The sequence below is a fragment of the Flavobacterium difficile genome (assembly GCF_011392115.1).
GTDB classification, from domain to species: domain Bacteria; phylum Bacteroidota; class Bacteroidia; order Flavobacteriales; family Flavobacteriaceae; genus Flavobacterium; species Flavobacterium difficile.
Genome location: NZ_JAAJBT010000003.1, coordinates 237237 through 250872, shown reverse-complemented (window position 1 = coordinate 250872; position 13636 = coordinate 237237). Strand labels below are relative to the sequence as shown.

Annotated in this window: 15 protein-coding genes; 5 read left to right on the top strand and 10 right to left on the bottom strand. The window is 31.5% G+C overall.

The window, feature by feature from the left end; translation table 11 throughout:
* Positions 1-36: 36 nt before the first annotated feature.
* Together G4D72_RS07245 and G4D72_RS07240 are read right to left on the bottom strand one after the other, a co-directional pair.
* Positions 37-1080: an RluA family pseudouridine synthase gene (locus G4D72_RS07245; RefSeq protein ID WP_166076987.1), complete on the bottom strand. Its 1044-nt coding sequence runs from the start codon at positions 1078-1080 to the stop codon at positions 37-39.
* Entirely contained in the window at positions 1080-1688 is a 609-nt protein-coding gene (locus tag G4D72_RS07240) for a PASTA domain-containing protein (protein WP_166076986.1), read from the bottom strand. The genes G4D72_RS07245 and G4D72_RS07240 overlap by 1 nt, the downstream gene beginning before the upstream one ends.
* Before the next feature lie 78 nt (positions 1689-1766).
* Here G4D72_RS07240 and G4D72_RS07235 point away from each other — a divergent pair, with 78 nt between their 5' ends.
* Both G4D72_RS07235 and coaD read left to right on the top strand, forming a co-directional pair.
* Complete coding sequence (locus G4D72_RS07235) at positions 1767-2753, top strand: D-alanine--D-alanine ligase (protein WP_207784880.1); 987 nt, start codon at positions 1767-1769, stop codon at positions 2751-2753.
* A gap of 68 nt (positions 2754-2821) precedes the next feature.
* On the top strand, positions 2822-3280 hold the full coding sequence (coaD, locus tag G4D72_RS07230) for a pantetheine-phosphate adenylyltransferase (protein ID WP_166076985.1): 459 nt from the start codon (positions 2822-2824) through the stop codon (positions 3278-3280).
* 144 nt (positions 3281-3424) lie between these two features.
* Here coaD and G4D72_RS07225 read toward each other — a convergent pair whose 3' ends face one another.
* The 6 genes from G4D72_RS07225 to G4D72_RS07200 all read right to left on the bottom strand — a co-directional run bounded on the left by G4D72_RS07225 (position 3425) and on the right by G4D72_RS07200 (position 7837).
* Positions 3425-4093: a hypothetical protein gene (locus tag G4D72_RS07225; protein WP_166076983.1), complete on the bottom strand. Its 669-nt coding sequence runs from the start codon at positions 4091-4093 to the stop codon at positions 3425-3427.
* Positions 4093-4779, bottom strand: a complete 687-nt coding sequence (locus G4D72_RS07220; protein ID WP_166076982.1) for a YjjG family noncanonical pyrimidine nucleotidase — start codon at positions 4777-4779, stop codon at positions 4093-4095. The genes G4D72_RS07225 and G4D72_RS07220 overlap by 1 nt, the downstream gene beginning before the upstream one ends.
* Before the next feature lie 3 nt (positions 4780-4782).
* A complete protein-coding gene (locus G4D72_RS07215) occupies positions 4783-5268 on the bottom strand; it encodes a hypothetical protein (protein WP_166076981.1) in 486 nt (161 codons plus the stop codon).
* Complete coding sequence (locus G4D72_RS07210) at positions 5261-6640, bottom strand: ABC transporter permease (RefSeq protein ID WP_166076980.1); 1380 nt, start codon at positions 6638-6640, stop codon at positions 5261-5263. The genes G4D72_RS07215 and G4D72_RS07210 overlap by 8 nt, the downstream gene beginning before the upstream one ends.
* Positions 6637-7266: an ABC transporter ATP-binding protein gene (locus tag G4D72_RS07205; protein ID WP_166076979.1), complete on the bottom strand. Its 630-nt coding sequence runs from the start codon at positions 7264-7266 to the stop codon at positions 6637-6639. Before G4D72_RS07205 ends, G4D72_RS07210 begins: the two co-directional genes overlap by 4 nt.
* 223 nt (positions 7267-7489) lie before the next feature.
* Positions 7490-7837, bottom strand: coding sequence for a MerC domain-containing protein (locus tag G4D72_RS07200; protein ID WP_166076978.1), 348 nt, complete (start codon positions 7835-7837; stop codon positions 7490-7492).
* Between the two features lie 83 nt (positions 7838-7920).
* Here G4D72_RS07200 and G4D72_RS07195 point away from each other — a divergent pair, with 83 nt between their 5' ends.
* Positions 7921-8349, top strand: a complete 429-nt coding sequence (locus G4D72_RS07195) for a Fur family transcriptional regulator (protein WP_166076977.1) — start codon at positions 7921-7923, stop codon at positions 8347-8349.
* Here the strand turns inward: G4D72_RS07195 and G4D72_RS07190 are convergent, their stop codons facing one another.
* Positions 8350-8820: a hypothetical protein gene (locus G4D72_RS07190; protein WP_166076976.1), complete on the bottom strand. Its 471-nt coding sequence runs from the start codon at positions 8818-8820 to the stop codon at positions 8350-8352.
* Between the two features lie 196 nt (positions 8821-9016).
* Positions 9017-9700: a RadC family protein gene (gene radC / locus G4D72_RS07185; RefSeq protein WP_166076975.1), complete on the bottom strand. Its 684-nt coding sequence runs from the start codon at positions 9698-9700 to the stop codon at positions 9017-9019.
* A 112-nt stretch (positions 9701-9812) separates the two neighbouring features.
* Between radC and G4D72_RS07180 the strand changes: the two genes are divergently transcribed.
* Together G4D72_RS07180 and G4D72_RS07175 are read left to right on the top strand one after the other, a co-directional pair.
* Positions 9813-10550 (top strand): outer membrane lipoprotein-sorting protein, encoded by a 738-nt coding sequence (locus G4D72_RS07180; protein WP_166076974.1) that lies wholly within the window; start codon positions 9813-9815, stop codon positions 10548-10550.
* A gap of 1 nt (position 10551) precedes the next feature.
* Positions 10552-13623 carry a WD40/YVTN/BNR-like repeat-containing protein gene (locus G4D72_RS07175; protein WP_166076973.1) on the top strand — a complete coding sequence of 1024 codons (3072 nt, stop codon included), beginning with the start codon at positions 10552-10554 and terminating at the stop codon, positions 13621-13623.
* Positions 13624-13636: the final 13 nt, after the last annotated feature.

Below are 13636 nucleotides of genomic sequence, written 5' to 3'. Positions count from 1 at the left end.
ACGTTATATAACATAAAAAATAAGATGTTTTTGAGATTAATCTTCCTCATTTAACTGAACTGCTTTACTATAATTTCTCCATTTCTCAATGCAAGAAGTAATTTCCACAGGAATTTCACTCGTAAATCTTAAAAATTCTCCTGAAGTTGGATGTTCAAAACCTAAAGTTCTAGCGTGAAGGGCTTGCCTTGGTAAAGTCTTAAAGCAATTATCAATAAATTGCTTGTATTTGGTAAAAGTAGTTCCTTTTAAAATTTTATCACCACCGTAACGTTCATCATTAAATAATGTGTGGCCGATGTATTTCATGTGCACACGTATTTGATGCGTTCTTCCCGTTTCTAATTGGCAAGAAACCACAGTGACATAACCAAAACGTTCAACAACTTTAAAATGTGTAATAGCCGGTTTGCCTTGTTCACCATCAGGAAAAACATGCATTTGCATTCTATTTATGGGATGACGATCAATATTTCCTTCGATTGTACCTTCATCATCTTCAATATTTCCCCACACAATTGCGAAGTATTCGCGTTCAGATGTTTTTGCAGCAAATTGTTTGGTCAAATGCAACATCGCTTCCTCAGTTTTAGCTACAACTAAAAGTCCAGATGTATCTTTATCAATTCGATGCACCAAACCAGGTCTTTCACTACTATTCATTGGCAAATTATCAAAATGATAGGCCAAAGCATTTACTAATGTTCCTGAATAATTTCCATGACCAGGATGTACAACCATTCCAGCAGGTTTATTTACTACAATAACTTGTTCATCTTCGTAAACAATATCTATGGGAATATTTTCACCTTTTAATAAATGTTCATAAGGCGGATGTTCTAACATGACACGTATTACATCGTCTGGTTTTACCTTATAATTTGATTTTACAGAAGTACCATTTACGAAAATATTTCCTGAATCTGCAGCTTTTTGAATTTTACTTCTTGTGGTATTCTCGATGGAATTCATCAAAAACTTATCAATTCGAACAGGTTGTTGACCTTTGGCTATTTCGAACCGATGGTGTTCATATAAATCACCGTCAGCTGTATCGTTTTCATCTATAAATTCTTGCATTATTCTATCGTATCAAGTTCTTCATTAGGGATAGAATCCAAATCTTCATCCTTAAACACATCTTTTCCATCACCTAAAACAAAATCGATTTTAGAATTTTTCATTAGTTTATCACCTGCTTTAACAGGTTTACCATTACAAGAAACTTCTAAAACTACATCTTTTGCTAAATCGGGTACATATTTCAGTTCGCCTTCAACAAGTCCAAGTGCTCTTAAAGCATTTGTAGCCTGACGAAATGTTTTATTTTTTAAATCTGGAAAAGTAACCATTGCATAGCCTCCAGCATTTAATTTTACATAAATTTTCCTTCCATCTTTCACTTTAGAACCAGCAATTGGATCTTGTTCTACAATAGAATAAGGAGGAAATTCTGGACGAAAGTCGACAGTGTCTAATAAAAAAACTTCTAATCCTTCTTCATCTAATTTTTCTTCTGCTACTTCTAATTTCATTTTAGATAAATTAGCAACAGTAATTTCTTCGCCATGGTTAGTACTGAAGTCTAAAAACTTCACAAAAGCTACTAAAAACACCACAACTATCACTAATGCAAAAAATAAATTTTTGAAAAATGTAAAACTCATTAAAAACTTTCTTAAACTCATTGAAATATATTTTGGCAAATATAAGAAAAGTAAAACATTTTATGATAATTTTGTATAAAACCGAAACAAATATTTTTTATGAACGTAGCAGTTGTAATGGGCGGATATTCAGACGAATCCGTAATTTCTTTAAGAAGCGGACAACTTATTTTAAACAACTTAAACAAAGATAAATACCAAGTTTTTGAAGTTCACATCTTAAACGAAGGTTGGTATGTGAAAATAGACGATAGAAAATTACCCATAAATAGAGCCGATTTTTCATTTGAAAACAATGGAACAACTATAAAATTTGATGTTGCGGTTAATACCATTCACGGAACTCCAGGTGAAGATGGCCACATGCAATCGTACTGGGAATTAATAGATTTACCTTACACAGGTTGTAGTTTTTACCAAAGTGCCTTAACTTTTAGCAAACGAGATACACTATCCGTTTTAGGGAAATTTGATATTCCAAAAGCAAAATCTATTTATTTATCCAAAGGGCAAGAAATTGATGGTGAAAAAATTGCAGCTACTTTAGGTTTTCCATTTTTCGTAAAACCAAACCAATCCGGAAGTAGTTTAGGCGTTTCTATGGTGAAAAATTTAACAGAATTAAATAAAGCTTTAGAATTTGCTTTTGCAGAAGATAAAGACATATTAATAGAATCGCAGTTAAAAGGAATTGAAATTTCTGTTGGTGTGATGAAATTAAACGGAATTACAAAAGTTTTAGGAACCACAGAAATTATTTCAGAAAATGATTTCTTCGATTACGAAGCCAAATATTTAGGAAAATCGAATGAGATTACTCCGGCTCGATTATCACATGAAGTAGAAAAGAAAGTTTTTGAAGTAACCGCCAAAATATATGAAGCATTAGGCATGCAAGGATTTTCTCGTATCGATTTTATTGTAATGAACGATATTCCGCACTTTATAGAGATTAATACGAATCCGGGATTAAGTCCACAAAGTATTTTTCCACAACAAGCGGCTTTTGCTAATTTGAATTTCTCAGACTTGTTAGACAATGAGATTAAATTAGCATTGGAAAGAAAACCCATTTGGAAAAAATAAATTTCAGAAAACAGTAAAAATAAAACATATAAAATTCCAAAGGAATCCAATATTTTAGAATATTTATTATGAGAAAAGCCATATTCCCTGGTTCGTTTGATCCTATTACAAACGGACATTTCGATATTATTAAACGCGGGATTTCATTATTCGATGAAGTAATTGTTGCGATTGGCGTAAATGCTGAAAAAAAATACATGTTTACTTTAGAAGACAGAAAACGCTTTATCGAAGATACTTTTAAAGACGAACCAAAAGTTCGAGTAATAACTTATACAGGGTTAACAATCGATTTGTGCAAAAAAGAAAAAGCACAATTTATTTTGCGTGGCTTGCGTAATCCAGCCGATTTCGAATTTGAAAAAGCTATTGCGCACACCAACAGAAGATTATCTAAAATAGAAACTGTATTTTTATTAACAGCTGCTAACACCTCTTATATTTCATCAAGTATAGTTCGTGATGTATTAAGAAATGGTGGCGATGCAAGTCCGTTCGTGCCAGACTCTGTAGTTTGTAAAATATAAATACCACTTTTGGGATTTACACAAAAACTTCTTCTAGCTATTTGGTACAAAATAAAAAGGTGATTAAAAACACTAAAATTGAAAAGATTACACAGTAAATTTTCTAAATATCTAGCAAAATATGGTATTTGGAATCTTTAATTTTTAAAACAAAAATTCTTCTACAACCAATGTATCATTCATATAGTATTCGAAAATTCCTTTGTTTGGTAATTTCGTAAAAACTCCTTTAACACCAAATTTATCTGCAATAAAAACAGTTGGATTTGTAGTTTTATAAATTTGTAATTTGGCTTTTAAAGAAGCGTCCATTAAAACATATCCGTTAGTAACTTCTACAAGTTGGTATTTTTGCGAAGTAGATACCGTTTCATCTTTAGCAATTGTTACAACATCTTGTTTTTTAATACTAGGCTTGAATTTTTTCAACTCTGGACTCAACAACCGAATGGTTTCTATAAAACCAGCTTGAATATCTTTGTCTTTGCTTTTAACCTCATCCGTTTCAAAAAGTATCATGTTCTGACAATCTTTAATTTGAAGTTTTATTTTGGTCATAAACATGTTGCTTTTATCTAACAAAACACCTGTTAAAACATCGCATCTGTTGTTAGCTACTTCGGCTGGAAGAGGTTCATCATCAAAATAAACCTCATAATTATTAGAAACCAAAACAGCTTTTAACATATTATTGATGTTATACGTATTTGGCTTTTTTTGAAATTCATATTTATTAGAAATAAGAATAACTGGCTTTTGAGAAAATGCTTGAATAGATAACAAACAAATAAAAAGTAGGGTAAATTTTTTCATTATAATATATTTTTTAATTGTATTAATTTTTGAATTTGAATAATTTGATCATTTGGAACTTTTTCGTTTGATGGATTGAAATAAACCGCCGTTATACCGAAGTTAATTGCCCCTAAAACATCTGCTTCTATACTATCTCCAACCATTATACTTTCAGCTTTTGAGGCATTTGCAACCGTTAAAGCATGCTGAAAAATAGTTTCATGTGGCTTTTTATTTCCCGCTGCTTCAGAATCAGTGATAGTTACAAAATACTTATCTAAATTGCTTTTTTGCAACTTCACTTCTTGAACAGATGAAAATCCGTTAGTAATAATGTGCAAAGTATATTTTTCTTTTAAATACTCTAACAAATCAATTGTTCCATCAATTAAATGATTATTGGATGTCAAATAAGCAATAAATAAATCTGAAATTGTATGGATTTCATCTAAGGTAATAGTTAACCCAATAGCCTCAAATGCATCTTTTACTCGATTAATTCGTAAGGTTTCTTGATCAATTTCGTTTCTTTCATACAACTTCCAATAAGCCACATTTATAGGATTATAAATGTCCATGAATTTTTTAGAATCAATGTTAAAATTTAATTCTTCAAATATTTTTTCAAAAGCTAAGGCAGAATTTTTCTCAAAATCCCAAAGCGTATGATCTAAATCAAAAAAAACATGTTTAATTTCCTTCAAAACTTAATTCCCTTTTACAATTTCGGCGTTATCGCAATTATAAATCCAATCTTCTACATCATTTTCATTTGGACGAAACGTTCCTTTAATGGTTAAATAAGTATCTGTTTTCAATTTTGGAGTCGCGCCTTTAAATTTAATTCCCATAATGGTTTCTGGTCCTGACTTTCCACAGAAAAAACAAGAAGCGAATACATTTTTGCTTAATGCATAATTTTTATTATCAATCGGCACAATAAAACCACTCATTACAATAGTTTTCTTTGCTAATTTTTTCAATTTTGTATTTATGATTGGAAAATCAACTTCGCCATAAGAAGCGTGTTTTTTCTTCATGTATTTAATTTCTCCTAACATTTTCCAAGTTAAAGTGTCAGCTGCCACATATTTCTTAGATACTTTTAGAGAAGTTACTTCACTTTGATTTTGAAAACTAAATAAGAAAACGCCTATAAATAAGGCCATAATAATTTTTACTGAATTACGCATTTGCTAATGTTTTTGAAATATTTAATGTATAGGCTTTTATGGCCGGAATACCTGCCGCAATTAATCCGACTAACAATGTTAAACCGAATAAAAGCCCTTCTTTTTCCCAAATGATTTCCATGGGATTAAATCCTAATTTAAAATCTGATTCTGAAGCTTTTGACAACAAAACTATTCCTACTCTACCCAAAATGGTGCCAAACAGATAACCTACTACACAAAGCAATATACTTTCATATAAAACCACTAAAAGTAATTGATGTCTTTTGGCTCCGTTCACACGCATTAAGGCAAATTCTGCTTTTCTCTCTTTTAAAGTATTGAACAAAGCAATGAAAATAGAAATTCCTGAAATTAACATGATTCCGAAAGCTAAATATTTTAATGCATTCAATCCTACTCCAAACATATCGAACAATCTGTTCATTTGATAGGTTGGAAGCGCCGCTTGCATTTTAGTATTTTGAGCGATTAAATTGGGCCAAACAAAAATTCCCATTTTATTTTTAAATTCAATTAAAACAGAAGTGATTTCCATGTTTGGTTCCTCTATAGTCATATCCGATTCATGTTCCTCATGAACGTGACCTTCTTCTCCGTGAGCTGGATTTTCAGTTACTTCTTCTTCCTCATGATGCACATGACCAGGTTCTCCATGCGCTGGATTTTCTGTCATTTCTTCTTCCTCATGATGCACATGACCTGGTTCTCCATGCGGAGGATTTTCGGCTACTTCATGATGTTCTGCTTCATGGCCTTCTTCATGATGCATTTGCCAAACGGTTGGTATGTTAGATAAAATTAAATTATCTATTACTTTTCCTGTTTTGGAAGCAATACCTACAATTACATATTCGCCGTGTTCGTGCACTTCTCCTTCAGCAGCACTTCCGTGAGTACCTTTAAAAGTATCACCTAATTTTAAATTTAATTTTTCAGCAACATCCGCTCCAACAACTACTTCAAAATTGTGCTCAAATACTTTTCCTTCAGCAATTTTTGCTTGGTATTTATCAATGTAATCTGGCGTTGTACCAACAATTTTAAATCCAACATAATTATCACCATAAGCTAAAGGAATGGCTTTTTTTACATACGGATGTTTCATCCAAACCTTTACCGAATCGTAACTAATATTTCCTGTTGGATCATCTACTTGATATACAGAAGACAACACCAATTGCAATGGACTTCCTTGTGCACCTAAAACCAAATCGACACCATCTAAATTGCTTTGGTATTTTTCTTCGAATTGTTTTTCAACTAATATCAAAACGGTTATTATAGCCACTGAAGCCGTTAATAACAAAATACTTAAAATCGTATTGAGAGGTTTAAACCAAATATTTTTCCATGCTAACTTTCCGATCATACCATTGTAATTTGATTGGTGAATTTTTCTTTAATGCGACTGTCATGTGTAACAATAATTAAAGCCGTTTTGTATTCTTTAGATAAAGTTTCTAAAAGTTCAATGACATTATCAGCATTTTTATCGTCTAAACTTGAAGTTGGTTCATCTGCCAATAACACTTTAGGCTCATTCATCAAAGCTCTAGCAATAGAAACACGCTGTTGCTGTCCAACACTTAATTGACTCGGGAGTTTGTGTGCTTGTTCTGCAATGTCTAATTTTTGTAGTAATTCTTTGGCTCTAGCTTTATGCTTTTTTCCAGTAGCTAACCAACTAGCCATTTCTAAATTTTCCAAAACAGAAAGCGACGCAATAAAATGCGATTTCTGAAAAACTACTCCGATATTTTTACCTCTAAATTTATCGGATTTGCTACCTTTTAAATGTGTGATATCTTTATTATCAATTACAATTTCTCCAGAATTTGGTTGTAATAATCCAGCTAAAATGTGTAAATAAGTAGTTTTTCCCTTTCCAGAATTTCCGGTAACCAAAATCGTATTTCCGGCCTGACAAAACAAATCAGGAAAAATAAAAGATTGCTCTTGGTTGTAAGAAAACGTAATGTTTTTGGTACTTATCATTAGTGTTTTATTTTGCTACGCAATATAAGAAGAAAGTAACAGAAGAAGAAAATATTAACTTTTTTTTCGCTTCTGCGGAGGAAAATTTATAACTAATTAACTAAACACTCCGCAAAAGATTGAAAAAAAGGAAATTTTCTATTTACATCAACATGTGAGTATCAAAAAAAAATATTTTTCATTATTATCAGATTGTATCATAATCTTATGAGTCAAAAGAAATTTAGTGTCTTTGATTTTTAAAATTCAAAACATGCCCCACGATCATTCCCATTCCACCAAAATATAGGAGAGAAGTATGTTGATGAAATAATAGCGTAAAAAACACACTACAAAAAATAATTACCATTGAAACCGTCAAAATAATTTTTATATACCATTTTGTATTTGTTTTTAGTATTTTTACCACTACAAATAACCCAAGTAATGCAAAAAACAAATCGATATAGTGATTATGACTAATGCCTATTGGAATAAATGGTAAAAGTGGAAACAACAAGCAATGCACCAAACAAATTGAGGCGCTTGAAATTCCTAAATAATCCAATGTTGCTATTGTTTGTTTTTTCATATCTTTACCATTAAACGCAATTGTGTTGCAAATATAGTAATTTATATTTAAGCGCAACAATGTTGTTGTTAAAATATTAAAAAATGGAAAAAAAAATAAAAAGAGAAAGAACCTCAACCACGAAAACTGAAATTTTAAATGTCTTAATCTCACGAAAATCGGCACTAAGCCATAAAGATTTTCAAGACTTTTTTGAGAATACAATTGATCGAGTAACCATTTACAGAGCACTCGACCGATTGGTTTTAGAGGGAAAATTGCACAAAATTGCTAATTTCGACGGAGTGATTCAATATGCTTTATGTTCAGAGTGCGACCATAAAACATCTGTTTTAGAAGAAGAAAACAAACACCACAATCACAACCACGAACATGTTCATTTTAATTGTTTAGTTTGTAAAGAAACTACTTGTATAGAAAATGTAATTCCGAAAATTGAAATTTCGAATGAGTACCAAGTTAAAGAAACTCAAATATTACTAAACGGTATTTGTAAAAAGTGTAATGTTTAATTATTCTTCATAATATTCTACAAACAAACCTTTTTCTTCATTATAATAAATGGCCAAAGACCCATCAATAAAATCGAAGTGAATAAAATTTTCGTTTCTATTTTCATAATCAACTACAGTATCTACAGATAATAATGGCGTGATGATTTTGTCTTTCCAAATGGTAGCTTGACTTACATCAACTCTTTTTAAAGAAAGTACGTCTTGAAATTTTTCAGCTAATGCTTTTTGTTCTGCTTCAAAATTATAGGATGTAGATATAAAATAACCCGTATCGTCTTCGTTAATTTTAAAAAAATAAGTTGTAGTTTTATCAAAAAGAATTTCGATAGTATCTACAAAAACAAATTTTTCTTCAGGATTTACCAAATTGATCCAAAAATGATAATAGATTGAAGTGATGTTTTGATGTTTTTTTATTTCTGATACTAAATCTAAATCTTGTTTTGTAAATTGATATAATTCGTTCATTGTCTGTTATTCTAGTTTATTTTGCAAAAATAGGTTTTCTATTCTTAATTAATTGCTAAATAGGCATACAGATTTTTTCCTACAGTAATTAAAGTGGTTAATTTCACTGTTTTTTAAAAACTTGTAAAATTGATTAGTGCTTGAAACATTACTTTATTATCTGATAAAACATTTAAATCTTTAAAATGAGTAGTAATTAAAAAATTCCTTCGTCTTTAAAACTAAAAAAGCCAAACTCTGTTACAATTACATGATCTAAAACCAATATATCTAAAGTATCTCCAGCGATTTTAATTTTTTTGGTTAATGAAATATCAGCCACACTAGCTTGGAGTTTTCCAGAAGGATGATTGTGACATAAAATGATAGAAGTTGCATAGTGTTCACAAGCTACTTTAAAAACCATTCTAGTATCTACAACTGTTCCGGTAATGCCACCCTTACTAATTTGTGTTTTGTGTATTACTTTGTTAGAATTATTTAAAAACAATACCCAAAATTCTTCATGTGGTAATTCACCAATAATAGGCTGCATGATTTGAAAGACATTTTTACTTGAGGAAATTTGAGACAACTCCGTGGCATCTTCAATTCTTCTTCGTCTACCAAGTTCTAAAGCAGCAATAATTGAAATGGCCTTAGCTTCTCCAATTCCTTTAAATTGCATCAATTGACTCATAGACAACTTACTAAGTTGATTAAGATTTTGATTTGTTGTGGCTAAAATTCGCTGACATAATTGTACGGCACTTTCATTTCTAGAACCGGAACCAATTAAAATTGCTAATAATTCGGAATCAGATAAGGCACTTTTACCTTTTAGTTGAAGTTTTTCTCTCGGGCGATCGTCTTCAGCCCACAGATTAATTGGCGTATACATAAAAATTATTTTGGCAGTTAAAAAGCTAAAATAATAGTATTAATTTAATTCTCCAAATTTTGTAACTTTTTTAAAACACTCACTACTAATAAGTAAACTAAAAAATTCTATTATGAAAACACTAAAAACCTTAATTGCATCTGCAGCAATTTTATTCACAAGTTTAACTTCTACTGCACAAACTGCCGACGAAATTATTACTAAATATTTCGAAAATATCGGTGGAAAAGAAAAACTATCAAAAGTAAATAGTTTTAAAATGAGTATGGTTACAAACTACAACGGTATGGAAATTCCAGTTGAAGTTTTTAACGACAAAACTGGAAAAATGTATGTAAAAATTAACTTTCAAGGAAAAGAAATTACACAAATTGCATTTGACGGTAAAACAGGATGGAGTACCAACTTCATGACTATGAAAGCAGAAAAATTAGATTCTGAAACTACTGAAAACATGTTAAGTCAAATTAAAGATTTTCCAGATCCATTTTTAAACTATAAAGAAAAAGGTTTTAAAGTGGAATTTCTTGGTAAAGAAACAAAAGAAGGTACAGAATGCTTTAAAATCAAATTAACAAAAGATCCAATTACTGTTGCCGGTAAAAAAGAAGAAAATGTAACTTTCTATTATTTTGACACAGAAAACTATGTGCCAATTATGACAGAAGCTGAAATTAAAGAAGGTCCTTCAAAAGGTCAGATATCTACCAGCACAATGGGAGATTATCAAGAAGTAGATGGCTTGTTTTTCCCTTTCACAATGAATCAAGGCGGACAAGCTATGACGGTTAAAAAAATCCTTATCAATCCTACTGTTGATGCAAAAGAATTTGAAATGAAAACGGAATAACATGAAAAAGTCAGTATTACTTTCCCTATTAACTCTAAGTGCCTTAACTACAAATGCACAAGAAATTACCTTAAAAGGAAAAGAGCTTTTCGGAGATTTAGCTGCACGTCAAATCGGACCAGCTATAATGAGTGGCCGTGTAACCGACTTAGCCATGCATCCAAAAAATAATCAAATCATATTTTTAGGAGCAGCTGGTGGTGGAATTTGGAAAAGTTCTGACGGTGGTGCTTCCTTCGTTCCTGTATTCGATAAACACATACAATCCATTGGTACTATAGCCTTTGATCCGAATAACCCAGATAACGTAATTTGGGCTGGAACTGGAGAAACTTGGACAAGAAACAGTGTTTCTGTAGGAGATGGAATTTATAAATCTACTGATGGCGGATTAAACTGGACCAATATGGGTTTACCAAAATCAGACCGAATTTCCTCTATTATTGTAGATCCTAGAGACTCAAATAATATTTGGGTTGGTGTTTTAGGTGCACTTTGGGGCGACAGCGAAGAAAGAGGAATCTATAATTCAAAAGATGGTGGAAAAACTTGGAACAAAATACATTATATCGATAACAAAACAGGTTGTTCAGATTTAGTAATCGACCCAACTAATCCGAATATCATGTATGCGAGTTTTTGGGAATTTAGAAGAACGGCTTGGTCTTTCAATTCTGGTGGTAACTCTTCTGCCCTATTTAAAACTACAGATGGTGGAAAAACTTGGAATAAAATTCACAACGGTTTTCCTTCAGGACAATTAGGAAGAATTGCAATTGCAGTCGCTCCATCCAATCCAAATATTTTATTTTCTGTAATTGAATGTGAAAAAGAAAATGAAAAAGGATTATATAAATCTGAAGACGCTGGAAAAACTTGGAAACATTTAAATAACGATTTCGCTTTAGTAGTTCGACCTTTTTACTTTTCTAGAATTACTATCGATCCAAAAAATCCAGATATCATCTATAAAGGTGGATTAAACGGTTCTATTTCTCGTGATGGTGGAAAAACATTCAGAAACTTAGGTGCAATGCATTCTGACATTCACGATATCATTGTAGATCCAATAGATACCAATCGTATTTATGTAGGAACCGATGGCGGTATGTACAGAAGCTGGAACAATGGTAGTACTTTAGATATAGTGAAAAATTTACCTATTTCTCAATATTATCATATTACGCTTGACACGGAAGAACCGTATAATATTTATGGTGGTTTACAAGACAATGGTTCTTGGTACGGACCAAGTAAAAGTGATGGCGGTATTGAAGCAAGAGACTGGAATAGCGTAGGTTATGGCGATGGTTTTAGAGTTTTAAAACATCCAACTAAAAAAATCATTTACAGTGAAATGCAAGGTGCCGAAAACATCTGGCGTTATAATGTGGAAACGAAAGAATTAAAAACCATTCAGCCTTTACAAGAAAAAGGGATGGCCAAATTACGTTTTAACTGGAATACACCAATTGTTACAGGTTTACATAATCCAGATAGAATTTACGCTGGAAGTCAGTTCGTACACGTATCAGATGATATGGGTGCTAGTTGGAAAATTATTTCTCCAGATTTAACTACGAATGACAAACTAAAAATGAATCAAGAAAATTCGGGTGGTTTGTCTAAAGATAATTCTGGAGCGGAAAACCATTGTACTTTATTTACAATAGCTGAATCACCACTAAGTAAAGATATTATTTGGGCTGGTGCCGATGATGGAAATATTCAAATTACTCAAGATGGCGGAAAATCTTGGAAAAATGTAACTGCTAATATCGCTGGTTTACCAAAAAACACCTGGTGTTATCATATTGAAGCCAGTAATTTTGCAAAAGGAAGTGCGTACGCTGTTTTTGAAGGTCATACTAAAAATGACATGAACACTTATGTATATAAAACTACAGATTTTGGTGCAACTTGGACGTCAATTGTTACTAAAGATATTGATGGTTTTGCACGTTGTATTCAGGAAGATTATGTAAATGAAAACTTATTGTTTTTAGGTACTGAAAAAGGTTTATACATCACTGTTGATGGTGGTAAAAACTGGTCGAAATTTGAAAACAATATGCCAGCAGTAGCTGTAATGCATTTAGACTTACACAAAAAAACTAACGATTTAGTACTAGCTACTCATGGTAGAGGTGTTATCATTTTAGACGACATCAGTATCTTAAGACAAGTTACGAATGAAGTGATTGCGTCTGATGTACATTTCTTCAAAACGAAACCTTTTGTAAAGGTAGAAAATTCTTCATTTGGAAGTACTGCTTCTGAGTTAGAATTTGTGGGTCCAAACCCTAGTACATCTGCTCAAATTGTATATTACTTGAAGAAAAGAAATACATTTGGTAAAATGGATATGGAAATTCAGGATATGAATGGAAATAAAATTGTGAGTTTACCCGTAAGCAATCAAAAAGGAATTAACATTGTAACATGGGATTTCAATGAAAAAGGTCCGAAAGTGGCCATTGGAAAAACATTAGATTACAGCGGATTTACAACTCCACTTGTTCCTGCTGGCAAATATAAAGCTGTTTTAACAAAAGGAAAAGACAAATATACTCAGGAATTTGAAGTCATAAACGATCCTAAAAGTCCCATTTCAACTGCTTCTAGAGCTGAGCAAAGAACTACAACTAAAATGCTTTTTGATAAAGTTCAAAACTTAGCATTTATGGTTTATGAAATAGATGAAATGATACAACTAAATGAAAAAATTGTTTCAAAGGACAAAAGTTATGCAAAAACTGCTAATAAAATAAATGCAGAATTAAATAAGTTAAAAAACACTATGGTAATTACCACAGGTGATAACTATGTAGGTTCTGCAGAAAAACAATTAAGAGAAAAATTAGGTGCCATTTATGCCTCAATTGCAGGCCAATACGACGCGCCTTCACCTTCTCAAAAAGCGAACATCGAATCGGTATTGGAATTGTTTAATAAAGCAGAAGCTGAATTTAAAAAATTAGAAAAAACACATTTGTCTAAAATTTTAGAAAAAGCTAAAAAAACAAATCCAGAATATAAATTGAAAACATTTGATGAATTTATAGCAGGATAAAATTTTAAAAACA